Raw genomic sequence first — 11,733 nt, forward strand, 5'->3', positions numbered from 1 at the left:
GCTGCGTTCCGAAGTGCACCACCGAGTAGCGAATGCACAGCGGGTGTTCGAACCAATCAGTGGGATCCAAGAAACGGTGAGCCATAGATCACTCCCAGTTGAAGTGCAGTGGGGCCTGCCCGGTGGCTTGGTTGAAGAGCGCCGGCCGCGTGGCACGTAGCTACGAAAGTCGTAGTAGATCGATTCTACAAAAGCTACGACTCTCGTAGCAATATGCAGGAAGGTGCAACCGATTCGGCTGACGTTTGGCGAACACGCTTGAAGCAAGCGCGAGTCGCATTGGGCATCAGCCAGAAGCAGTTGGGTATCGCCGCTGGGCTGGACGAATTCGTGGCATCAACCCGGATCAATCGGTACGAGCTGGGGGTCCACGCAGCGGATTACCCCATGGCGGTGCGCTTGGCTGGGGTGCTGCAGGTGCCCGTCGCCTTTCTCTATTGCGACAGCGATGAGTTGGCGGAAATGATGCTGGCGTTTCATCGGGCGTCGAGGGCAGCGCGGCGCAATGCACTTCAGGCTCTGAAGTGAGGCACGCCGGAGTGCGCTAGCTAGCGTCCTCTTGGCGTTCGGTCGTGAGCCCGCCGCCACGACGAACCGCTACGCGCGACTGCTGAATGTCGGGCGGCCAGCCATGGGAGAGGCATGGCCACAGGCTCCAGAGCTCGCGCGCCTGACTAAGTAGGGCGGGAATTGGGGCGAACGACTCTCCTCCCGGAGCTTCGCGGCATCTATACCGGTTGGCCGCGGCTCAAAACCGAACGATCGAGGCTGTCGACCTTGGTCTAGGTCCAACGCCTTGGCGAATCTCGGCACCTTCACGTTGGCGACGGCGTGACTCTCGATGACGTGATGGCTCCGGCCGGGAGTGGCGGTCCGAACGGTGGCCAGGGCTACCGTCGCTCTGGTTGGCACGGCCTTTGAAGGCTCGCCAATTGGGCCGAATACTGTCGGCGGGCCGCCGGCGACCAGACCGAGCCACGACGAGCGACGAATTCTGGGAGGCTCCGATTCGTCGTCAAACAGCCCCGCCCGCACGCCAAAAACGCACTATGACACTCGCGTGAACTTCAGATGACAGCTGTCACAAAGCGGTGCTGAGAGGTGCTGAGAGCTTCCCAGCGGACCGCCGACGCGCTCCAATGTCCGGATTGATGACGCGGCGGTCACCGAATCGTCACATTGCATCCCTAGGATGCCGTTCATCGTCAAAACCGCCCTGCGGAAGGTGTCTCAGATGAAGTTTTTCCAGGTCAGCAAGTCCCTCGCCCTCGTTGTCGGTTTGGTCGGTGCCCAGATGGCATCCGCCCAGGACGTAACCGGTGCTGGTGCTACGTTCCCCGCCCCCATCTATGCCAAGTGGGCCGATGCCTACAACAAGGCGACTGGTGTGCGCATCAACTACCAATCGGTGGGTTCGGGTGCCGGCATCAAGCAGATCAAGGCCAAGACGGTGGACTTCGGCGCGTCGGACATGCCGCTGAAGGACGAAGACCTGGCCAAGGACGGTCTGGTGCAGTTCCCGACCGTCATCGGCGGTGTCGTGCCGGTCATCAACGTCAAGGGTATCGCCCCGGGCCAGCTGAAGCTGACCGGCCCGGTGCTGGCCGACATCTACCTCGGCAAGATCACGAAGTGGAACGATGCTGCTATCGCCGCGCTGAACGCCGGCGTCGCGCTGCCTGACGCAGCCATCGCCCCGGTGGCCCGCGCCGACGGCTCTGGCACGACCTTCATCTTCACGAACTACCTGTCCAAGGTCAGCGAATCCTGGAAGAGCCAGGTCGGCGAAGGCACGACGGTCAAGTGGCTGACCGGCACTGCCGGCAAGGGCAACGAGGGCGTCGCCGCCTTCGTGCAGCGTCTGCCGAACTCCATCGGCTACGTCGAGTACGCCTATGTGAAGCAGAACAAGATGAACTACGTCCAGTTGAAGAACCGCGACGGCCAGTGGGTCAACCCCAGCGACGAGGCCTTCAAGGCCGCTGCTGCCGGTGCCGACTGGAACAAGACCTTCTACCAAATCACGACCGACCAGCCCGGCAAGGCCGCCTGGCCCCTGACGAACCCGACGTACATCCTGATGTACAAGTCGCAGGACAAGGCCGCCCAAGCCGCCGCCGCCCTGAAGTTCTTCGACTGGGCCTATGCCAACGGCGACAAGGCCGCCGACGAGCTGGACTATGTGCCGCTGCCCGCCAGCGTGAAGGATCTGGTGCGCAAGCAGTGGGCCGATCACATCAAGGACACCGCCGGCAAGCCCGTCGCCTTCAAGTAAAAACCATGCGCCATTCGTGGCAGTGACGCGAGCCCGGCGCAAGCCGGGCTTTGCTGCATCGAAGGCGCCCACATCCCTGACCAGACCTTCCGGAGGTTCCTTGGCAGCCATATTCCCCGCCGACGGCGCCGGCGCTGATCGAAGCGAGCTACAGCCGCACTCGATGAAGCCGCAGCCTCCCCGCCGCCGCGTCGCCCCCTGGGCCGACACGGTCTTCGCAGCCCTGTCACAGGGAGCCGCATGGCTTACCCTGGCGCTGATGGTCGGCATCATCGGTGCCCTGATCGTCGGTGCCGCGCCAGCGCTGAAGGCCTTCGGCCTGGGCTTCCTGACAAGCGCGGAATGGGATCCGGTCCAGGAGAAATTCGGCGGCCTGGTCATGATCTACGGCACGCTGGCCAGCTCCTTCATCGCGCTGCTCATCGCCGTTCCGGTCAGCTTCGGCATCGCCATCTTCCTGACCGAACTCTCGCCAAGCTGGCTCAAGCGGCCCCTGGGCATTGCCATCGAGCTGCTGGCTGCCGTGCCGTCCATCGTTTACGGCATGTGGGGCCTGCTCGTCTTCGGTCCCATCCTGGCCACCTTCGTGCAGCAGCCGCTGCAGGCATTGCTGGGCGGCGTGCCGGTGCTGGGTTCTCTGGTCTCAGGCCCGCCGGTGGGCATCGGCATCCTGTCGGCCGGCATCATCCTGGCCATCATGATCATTCCCTTCATCGCCTCGGTGATGCGTGACGTCTTCGAGGTCACGCCGCCCATGCTCAAGGAGTCTGCCTACGGCCTGGGCGCGACGACCTGGGAGGTTGTCTCCCGCGTTGTGCTCCCTTACACCAAGACCGGCGTGGTCGGCGGCATCATGCTGGGCCTGGGCCGCGCGCTGGGCGAGACGATGGCCGTCACCTTCGTCATCGGCAACATGAACCAGCTCAACTCGCTGTCCGTCTTCGAGGCGGCCAACAGCATCACGTCGACGCTGGCCAATGAGTTCGCCGAAGCAGGCGATGGCCTGCACCAGGCTTCGCTGATGTACCTCGGCCTGGTGCTGTTCCTGATCACCTTCGTCGTGCTGTCGATCTCCAAGCTGCTGCTGGCACGCCTGAAGAGGAACGAAGGAGCCCGGTCATGAGCAACGCCCTCGACGCACGCCGCCTGGCGATGCACAACAAGCGCAAGCGCACCAACGCGATTGCGCTGACGCTGTCGCTGGGGGCCATGGCCTTCGGCGTGTTCTGGCTGATCTGGATCCTGTTCGAGACCATCTACCTCGGCATCGGCGGCCTCAGCCTGGCCACGTTCACGGAGATGACGCCGCCACCGCAAGGTGAGGGCGGTGGCCTGGCGAATGCGCTGTTCGGCAGCTTCGTGATGGTGGGGCTGGCTACGCTGGTGGGTACGCCCATCGGCATCCTGGCCGGCGTCTACCTGGCCGAGTACGGCCAGAAGAACTGGCTGGGCGCGGCGGTGCGCTTCATCAACGACATCCTGCTGTCCGCGCCCTCGATCGTCGTCGGCCTGTTCGTCTATGCCGTCGTCGTCGCCAAGCTGAAGAGCTTCTCGGGCCTGGCTGGTTCACTGGCGCTGGCGCTGCTGGTCATCCCGGTCGTCATCCGGACGACGGAGAACATGCTCAGCCTGGTGCCCAACGCGCTGCGCGAGGCGGCCTACGCCCTGGGCACGCCCAAGTGGAAGGTCATCCTGTCCATCACGCTGAAGGCCGCGAGCGCCGGCGTCATCACCGGCATCCTGCTGGCGCTGGCCCGCGTGTCCGGCGAGACCGCGCCGCTGCTTTTCACGGCGCTGTCCAACCAGTTCTGGACCAGCGACCTCAGCTCGCCCATGGCCAGCCTGCCCGTCACCATCTTCAAGTTCGCGATGAGCCCCTACGAGAACTGGCAGAAGCTGGCCTGGGCCGGCGTCTTCCTGATCACGGTCGGCGTGCTGCTGCTGAACATCCTGGCACGCGTGCTCTTCAAGAACAAACACTAAGGACTCACCATGGACGCCAAGATCGAAACGCCCGTGGGCGAGCGCGCCAAGCTGTCGGTGCGCAACCTGAACTTCTACTACGGCGGCTTTCACGCGCTGAAGAACATCAACCTCGACATCCCCGAGAAGAAGGTCACCGCCTTCATCGGCCCGTCGGGTTGCGGCAAGTCGACGCTGCTGCGCACGCTGAATCGCATGTTCGAGCTCTACCCCGAGCAGCGAGCTGAAGGCGAGATCCTGCTGGACGGCGAGAACATCCTGTCCAGCAAGGACGACGTGTCGCTGATCCGCGCCAAGGTCGGCATGGTCTTCCAGAAGCCCACGCCGTTCCCGATGTCCATCTACGACAACATCGCCTTCGGCGTGCGCCTCTTCGAGACGCTGCCGCGCGTGGAGATGGATGAGCGCGTGGAGTGGGCGCTGAAGAAGGCTGCCCTCTGGACCGAGGTGAAGGACAAGCTCAACCAGAGCGGTGCCGGCCTCTCCGGCGGCCAGCAGCAGCGCCTGTGCATCGCGCGTGGCATCGCCATCAAGCCCGAGGTGCTGCTGCTGGACGAGCCCTGCTCGGCACTGGACCCCATCTCCACCGGCAAGATCGAAGAGCTCATCCATGAGCTCAAGAGCGACTACACGGTCGCTATCGTGACGCACAACATGCAGCAGGCTGCCCGCTGCTCGGACTACACGGCGTACATGTACCTGGGCGACCTCATCGAGTTCGGCCCCACGGCTGAGCTCTTCATGAAGCCCAAGCGCAAGGACACTGAGGACTACATCACCGGCCGCTTCGGCTGATCAAGGAGGACGGTATGGTGGACAAGCATCTCTCGACCCAATTCGATGCCGAGCTCAGCGGCATCTCGACCCGCGTGCTGGAAATGGGCGGCCTCGTCGAGGCCCAGGTGGCGCAGGCCGTGCAGGCACTGGTGGACTTCAGCGCCGAGTCGGCTGACGAAGTGCTGGACAAGGAAAGCCGCGTCAACGCGATGGAAGTGGAGATCGACCGTGATCTCTCCAGCATCATCGCCCGGCGCCAGCCCACGGCCCGCGACCTGCGCCTGCTGATCGCCATCAGCAAGAGCATCGCCAACCTCGAGCGCGTCGGCGACGAGGCGGCCCGCATCGCGCGCACCGTGCAGCGGCTGGTTTCCAGCGGCATCTCCAGCCGCATGCGGCTGCCGATGTCCGACCTGGCCTATGAGGCCGAACTGGCCACCAGCCAGCTGCGCAAGGCGCTGGACGCGTTCGCGCGCCTGGACGTGGAGCGGGCGCTGGACGTGCTCAAGCATGACGACGAGATCGACAAGGAATTCGACGGCCTGCTGCGCAAGCTCATCACCTACATGATGGAAGACCCGCGCACCATCTCGTCGTCCATCGACCTCGTCTTCGTCGCCAAGGCCATCGAGCGCGTCGGCGACCATGCCAAGAATCTGGCCGAGGTCATCATCTACGTGGTCAAGGGCCAGGACGTCCGGCACAACTCGCCGGAGACGGTCGAGACCATGGTGAGGTAAGCATGAGTCGTGTTCTCGTTGTCGAAGACGAATCAGCGATTGCCGAGCTGATCTCCATCAACCTGCGCCACGCCGGTTTCGAGGTCACGCTGGCCGCCAGTGCCACGCAGGCCCAGTACGAGGTGGACCGGGTGCTGCCCGACCTCGTCGTGCTGGACTGGATGCTGCCCGGTCAGAGCGGCGTCGCCCTGGCCCGCCAGTGGCGCGGCACGGCGCGCACCAAGGAGCTGCCCATCATCATGCTGACGGCGCGCGCCGAGGAGGGCGACAAGATCGCCGGCCTGGATGCAGGCGCCGACGACTACGTCACCAAGCCCTTCTCGACCAACGAACTGCTGGCGCGCATCCGCGCCGTGCTGCGCCGCAAGGCGCCCGAGGCCCTGGACAGTGCGGTCGAGGTGGGCCCGCTGCTGCTGGACCCCGGCACGCGCCGCGTCAGCCGCGACGGCGCCGAGGTCAAGCTCGGCCCGACCGAGTTCCGCCTGCTGCATTTCCTGATGACGCACCCCGAGCGCGTGCACAGCCGCTCGCAACTGCTGGACCGTGTCTGGGGCGATCACGTCTTCATCGAGGAGCGCACCATCGACGTCCACGTCAAGCGTTTGCGCGAGGCGCTGGAGCGCGTGCAGTGCGCGCGCATGATCGAGACCGTCCGCGGCGCCGGCTACAGGCTGACGCAGCAGAGCAGCGCGCTTTCCGCCTGAATCCACACCTGGCTTCATGACCTGGTTGTTGTCTCGACTGCTGATGGCCCTCGGGGCCGCGCTGTTCGGGTTCGTCGTCGGCGCGGTCGTGCACTCGGCCACGCGTATCGAAAGCCTCAGCCTGGGCCTCGGTGTCGTGGCCGGCGTGTTCCTGGTGCTGGTGGTTGATGCCGTCCGCGGCAACCGGCTGCTGACCTGGTTGCGCGGCAACCAACTCGACAACGCACCGCGCGACACCGGGCTTTGGGGCGAGCTGGGCTACCGGGTCGAGCGTGCCATGCGCGACCGCGATCGTGCGGTGGCCCGCGGCCAGCTGGAGCTGGAGCAGTTCCTGTCGGCGATCGAGGCCTCGCCCAATGGTGTGCTGATGCTCGACTCGCACGAGCAGATCGTCTGGTGCAACCGCGTCGCGGCCGACCATTTCGCGCTCGATCCGCAGCGCGACCTGCGCCAGCGCATCACCAACCTCGTGCGTGCGCCGGCCTTCGTCGCCTATCTGCAGGCCGGCAACTATGCCGAGCCGCTGGTGCTGGGCAACGGGCGCGGCCCGGGCACGCTGTCCATCATCGTGCGCGATTACGGCGAAAGCATGCGCCTGGTGCTGTCGCTGGACATCACCGAGCGTGTGCGCAACGAGGCCATGCGCCGTGACTTCGTTGCCAACGTCTCGCACGAGATCCGCACGCCGCTGACCGTGCTGTCGGGCTTCATTGAGACCATGCACACGCTCCCGCTGACGGCGGTCGAGCGCGAGCGCGTCATCGTGCTGATGACGCAGCAGACGGAGCGCATGCAGACCTTGGTGGCCGACCTGCTGGCGTTGTCGCAGCTCGAGGGCAGCCCGCGCCCGGCACCGGACCGCTGGGTGGGCCTAGACGGCCTGCTGCGCCGCGTTGCAGCAGATGCCGAGGCCCTGTCGGCCGGCCGCCATCGCCTGCATCTGGCGCCCGACACCAGCGTCGAGTTGGCCGGCATCGAGAGCGAACTGCTGAGTGCCATTGCCAACCTCGTCACCAACGCGGTGCGCTACACGCCGGACGGCGGCGAGGTCGAGGTGGCCTGGCGGCTGCTGGAGGACGGCAGCGGCGAGCTGACCGTCATCGACACGGGCCTGGGCATCGCGCGCGAGCACATCCCGCGCCTGACCGAGCGCTTCTACCGCGTTGACGGCAGTCGCTCTCGCGAGACCGGTGGCACGGGCCTGGGCCTGTCCATCGTCAAGCACGTCATGCAGCGTCATGGTGGCGAGCTGATGATCCAGAGCGAGGTCGGCAAGGGGTCGCGCTTTCGCCTCGTCTTCCCCGCCGCGCGGGTGCGTCACGCCAGCGACTCGGCGCTGGGCGACGAGGCCGCGTTCAACGCGGCCGCGCTGTCAGATCACTGACGACGGAGCAGCACCAGCCCGGCACCGCCGCTGCGGTCCGTGGGGCGCTTGACCTGGGCGATCACGCGCCAGCCTGACGGTGTCGGCTGGCCGGCGCTGATGACGGCGTGGCTGCAGCCGGAGGTGTCCAGCGTACCGCGACCCTGCACCTGCCAGCCGCCGTGCCATTCCAGCGCGGCCAGCGTCGCGAGGCTCTGCCCCGGCGCCGCCAGGCAGCCCGTATTCACGGGCATGTGCGGCTTCAGCCTGGCCACCAATGGCGACAGGCTGCGTGCGTAGTCCAGCGGCGGCAGCAGCAGGCTCATGACGAGCAGCCAGCCGAGGGCCACGCCGCCGGCCGGCAGGGCCAGGCTTTTCCACAGCGCATGCCGGTGCCGCGCGGTCCGCCAGCGCACGAGGGCCAGCCAGGACAGCGTCGCCGCGATCGCGAACACCAGCGCGGCGACGCTGAACGCAGGCTCGAAGCCTTCCGCGAGCCGGCGCAGGTTGGCCAGCGGGCGCGGCGGCCAGCCGGTGTGCATGGACAGGTAGTAGAGCCAGAAGAACAGCGCTGCGGCGCTGAAGAAGAACACCGAGAACCAGTCCACCGCCGCCGAGAAGCCCCGGCTCAGCGTCGGCAGCGCAAAGGCGGCCAGGATGGCCAGCGAGGGCAGGGCCAGCAGCAGCGCGCGCTCCGAGCCATCCATGGTGATGCAGGCCGCCAGCGGCACGAGCAGCGCAATCGCGGGCACCGTGATGTGGCGGCGCAGGCCGTGGCGTCTCCAGCGCCACAGGGTCCACAGCGCCAGGGGCCCGGCGGGCCAGCAGAACCAGGCCAGCAGGCTCAGCAGCGAGCCGAGCTGCAGGCCCGGTTGCACGCGCCAGGCCCAGCCGTCGAAGGCCCAGGCTGCCAGCACGGCCAGCGTCAGCGCGCCCAGCAGCCAGGCCCGCTGTGCCTTGGCCTCGGCATAGCTGGAGCGGTGGTTGAGCAGGACGCCCAGCAGGCCCAGGGCGCAGGCGACCGTCGGCGCGCCGCTGGCGGCCAGCACCGGCAGTGCGATGAGGACGGCGGCGCGAGAGCGTCCGGGCTTGAAGGGCGCCGCCGCCAGGCCGTAGAGGTAGCCGGAGACGGCCAGCAACTGCAGCAGCTCCGGCGTCGTCTCGTGGCCCAGTTGCAGCAGGCCCAGCGAGGCCATCAGCGCCAGCAGCGAACCGTCGGCCAGTGCGCGGGCGTAGTCCACGGCCTGCGCCTCGCCGCCGAAGGCAAAGGCCACGGGCTGGGCTGCCTCGGTGCGGGCCAGGTGGAAGCAGGTGTACCAGACGGCGACGAGCACGCCGACCAGCACCAGCGCGTAGGGCAGGCGGGCCGCGACGGGCTCGTCGAGAAAGGGCAGAGCCTTGATGGCCAGCGCGCCCAGCCAGTAGGGCAGGGGGCCCCCTTCGGCGGGAATGCCTGCGATGGCGGGCTGCCACCAGGGCGCGCGCCCCTCCGCGATGCTGGCCATGAAGCCGAAGGCGGTCAGGTCGGCATTGCGCCACGGGTCGCGGCCGAAGATCCCGGGCAGCACATAGGCCGCGCACAGAAGGATCAGCGCCAGGCGCGGCAGGCGCTCGACGCCGCGCTCGGCGACGATGGCGGGGGTAGGGAGATTCACGCGCTGGCGTATTTTTGAAGTGGCGGGATCATGCCGCAGAAATGACAGGGCTTGCCCCCCGGCTGCGGAAATGACAAAGGGCAGCCGAGGCTGCCCTTGCTTTCGGAAGCGGTGCGAGACCGCCTCGACGAATTACTTCTTGAGGTGAGCGAACTTGTTGCGGAACTTCTCGACGCGACCGCCCAGGTTGTCCACGCTCTTCTGCGTGCCCGTGTAGAAGGGGTGCGATTCGCTGGTGGTTTCCAGCTTCACCAGGGGCATGGTCTTGCCTTCGAGTTCAATCGTTTCCTTGGTCTGGACGGTGGAACGCGTCACGAACTGGAAACCGTTGGACAGGTCGACGAAGACGACGTCGCGGTAGTTGGGGTGAATGCCTTCTTTCATGGGAACCTCTTGGCTTAGGTCGGGAGCCACGCCGCGCAGATTGCTGCTTTGCGACGCACTTTCCGAAGGTGTCTGGGCGGAAAACCGGCGATTGTAGCCGGCTTCCCCGCGGTTTGGCTAGTTCGAGGCTGGGAAGGGTCAGCCGCCGCGCCGCATCATGTCGAAGAAGTCCAGGTTGTTCTTCGACGCCTTCATCTTGTCGAGGATGAACTCCATCGCCTCGATCTCGTCCATGTTGTAGAGCAGCTTGCGCAGGATCCAGCTCTTTTGCAGGATTTCCGGCTTCAGCAGCAGCTCTTCACGGCGGGTGCCCGACTTGTTGATCAGGATGGACGGGTAGACGCGCTTCTCGGCCATCCGGCGATCCAGGTGGATCTCGCAGTTGCCGGTGCCCTTGAACTCTTCGTAGATCACCTCGTCCATCTTGGAGCCGGTGTCGATCAGCGCCGTGCCAATGATGGTCAGGGAGCCGCCTTCTTCGATGTTGCGCGCAGCGCCGAAGAAGCGCTTGGGGCGCTGCAGGGCGTTGGCATCCACACCGCCGGTCAGCACCTTGCCGGAGCTGGGCAGCACGTTGTTGTAGGCGCGGGCCAGGCGGGTGATCGAGTCCAGCAGGATGATCACGTCCTTCTTCAGCTCGACCAGTCGCTTGGCGCGCTCGATGACCATCTCGGCCACCTGTACGTGGCGTGCGGCGGGCTCGTCGAAGGTGGCGCTGATGACCTCGCCGCGCACGGTGCGCAGCATTTCGGTCACTTCCTCGGGGCGCTCGTCGACGAGCAGCACGATGAGGTGGCAGTCCGGATGGTTGGCCACCAGCGCATGCGCCAGGCTCTTCATCATCTCGGTCTTGCCGGTCTTGGGCTGCGACACGATCAGGGCGCGCTGGCCTTTGCCGATGGGAGCGATCAGGTCGATGATGCGACCGGTGATGTTCTCCTCGCCCTTGAAGCCTTCACGCTCGAGCTTGAACTGCTCCTTGGGGAACAAGGGCGTCAGGTTCTCGAACATGATCTTGTTCTTGCTCTCCTCCGGCGTCTGGTTGTTGACGCGGTCGACCTTCACGAGAGCAAAGTAGCGTTCGCCGTCCTTGGGCACGCGCACCTCGCCTTCCACCAGGTCGCCGGTGTGCAGGTTGAAGCGCCGGATCTGGCTGGGCGACAGGTAGATGTCGTCCGTGGAGGCCATGTAGCTGGCTTCGATGGAGCGCAGGAAGCCGAAGCCGTCCGGCAGCACCTCGAGCACGCCATCGCCGAAGACCTGCTCGCCGGCTTTGGCGCGCTTCTTCATGATGGCGAACATCAGCTCCTGCTTGCGCAGGCGGGTGACGTTGTCGATCTCCAGCTCCTCGCCCATCTGGATGAGGGCGGAGACGTGGAGGGCTTTGAGTTCGGAAAGATGCATGGGTGAACACCCGTCAGGGGCCGCGGCGCCAGCCAAGGCGCTTGCGGCGGTATCTCGGCCGCCCCGGAACAGGACCGAATGGCTACCGTTCAAACGGCGAACGGCGCAAATTCGACAACTCAGTGGAGGGAGGGGGAGCCGAGTCCACGCTGGCTGAGCGGCTGATTCGTGATCAGCGCGCCCGGGGCGTGTTGGCTTTGGCTGCTGCAGTGACCGCGCGGAGAGCGCCGTGAACACTGCAGCAGTTGGACGCGATTATAGGTTCGCGTCGAGGAAGGCGGTCAACTGGGCCTTGGAGAGGGCACCGACCTTGGTGGCGGCGAGCTGGCCGTCCTTGAACAGCATCAGCGTCGGAATGCCGCGGATGCCGAAGCGCGCAGGCGTTTCCTGGTTCTCGTCGATATTGACCTTGGCCACGCGCAGCTTGCCGGCGTAGTCACGCGCCACT

Annotated in this window: 12 protein-coding genes; 8 read left to right on the forward strand and 4 right to left on the reverse strand. The window is 66.0% G+C overall.

Annotation, left to right across the window (positions count from 1 at the left end):
* Positions 1-213 precede the first annotated feature (213 nt).
* The 8 genes from VGF12_RS11890 (at position 214) to phoR (ending at position 7,863) form a co-directional block, all read left to right on the forward strand.
* Complete coding sequence (locus VGF12_RS11890; RefSeq protein WP_331176253.1) at positions 214-528, forward strand: helix-turn-helix transcriptional regulator; 315 nt, start codon at positions 214-216, stop codon at positions 526-528.
* 706 nt (positions 529-1,234) lie between these two features.
* Positions 1,235-2,275, forward strand: a complete 1,041-nt coding sequence (pstS, locus tag VGF12_RS11895) for a phosphate ABC transporter substrate-binding protein PstS (protein WP_414710074.1) — start codon at positions 1,235-1,237, stop codon at positions 2,273-2,275.
* A gap of 163 nt (positions 2,276-2,438) precedes the next feature.
* Positions 2,439-3,398: a phosphate ABC transporter permease subunit PstC gene (gene pstC, locus VGF12_RS11900; protein WP_331176254.1), complete on the forward strand. Its 960-nt coding sequence runs from the start codon at positions 2,439-2,441 to the stop codon at positions 3,396-3,398.
* The gene (pstA, locus tag VGF12_RS11905) at positions 3,395-4,258 is read left to right on the forward strand and encodes a phosphate ABC transporter permease PstA (protein WP_331176255.1); all 864 of its coding nucleotides are present in this window, start codon (positions 3,395-3,397) and stop codon (positions 4,256-4,258) included. The genes pstC and pstA overlap by 4 nt, the downstream gene beginning before the upstream one ends.
* A 9-nt stretch (positions 4,259-4,267) precedes the next feature.
* Positions 4,268-5,053 (forward strand): phosphate ABC transporter ATP-binding protein PstB, encoded by a 786-nt coding sequence (pstB, locus tag VGF12_RS11910; protein ID WP_331176256.1) that lies wholly within the window; start codon positions 4,268-4,270, stop codon positions 5,051-5,053.
* A gap of 14 nt (positions 5,054-5,067) precedes the next feature.
* A complete protein-coding gene (phoU, locus tag VGF12_RS11915) occupies positions 5,068-5,775 on the forward strand; it encodes a phosphate signaling complex protein PhoU (protein ID WP_331176257.1) in 708 nt (235 codons plus the stop codon).
* Between the two features lie 2 nt (positions 5,776-5,777).
* Entirely contained in the window at positions 5,778-6,479 is a 702-nt protein-coding gene (phoB, locus tag VGF12_RS11920) for a phosphate regulon transcriptional regulator PhoB (RefSeq protein ID WP_331176258.1), read from the forward strand.
* 16 nt (positions 6,480-6,495) lie between these two features.
* A complete protein-coding gene (gene phoR / locus VGF12_RS11925; RefSeq protein ID WP_331176259.1) occupies positions 6,496-7,863 on the forward strand; it encodes a phosphate regulon sensor histidine kinase PhoR in 1,368 nt (455 codons plus the stop codon).
* Here the strand turns inward: phoR and VGF12_RS11930 are convergent.
* The 4 genes from VGF12_RS11930 to VGF12_RS11945 all read right to left on the reverse strand — a co-directional run.
* Positions 7,857-9,497 (reverse strand): hypothetical protein, encoded by a 1,641-nt coding sequence (locus VGF12_RS11930; RefSeq protein ID WP_331176260.1) that lies wholly within the window; start codon positions 9,495-9,497, stop codon positions 7,857-7,859. The two genes, phoR and VGF12_RS11930, sit on opposite strands and share 7 nt — an antisense overlap.
* 132 nt (positions 9,498-9,629) lie before the next feature.
* Entirely contained in the window at positions 9,630-9,881 is a 252-nt protein-coding gene (locus tag VGF12_RS11935; protein WP_331176261.1) for a type B 50S ribosomal protein L31, read from the reverse strand.
* A 138-nt stretch (positions 9,882-10,019) separates the two neighbouring features.
* Entirely contained in the window at positions 10,020-11,285 is a 1,266-nt protein-coding gene (gene rho / locus VGF12_RS11940) for a transcription termination factor Rho (protein WP_331176262.1), read from the reverse strand.
* 255 nt (positions 11,286-11,540) lie between these two features.
* Positions 11,541-11,733: thioredoxin family protein (locus VGF12_RS11945; protein ID WP_331176263.1), on the reverse strand; the 193-nt coding region annotated here is incomplete at its 5' end.

This window comes from Roseateles sp., from assembly GCF_036404855.1.
Taxonomy (GTDB): domain Bacteria; phylum Pseudomonadota; class Gammaproteobacteria; order Burkholderiales; family Burkholderiaceae_C; genus Pelomonas.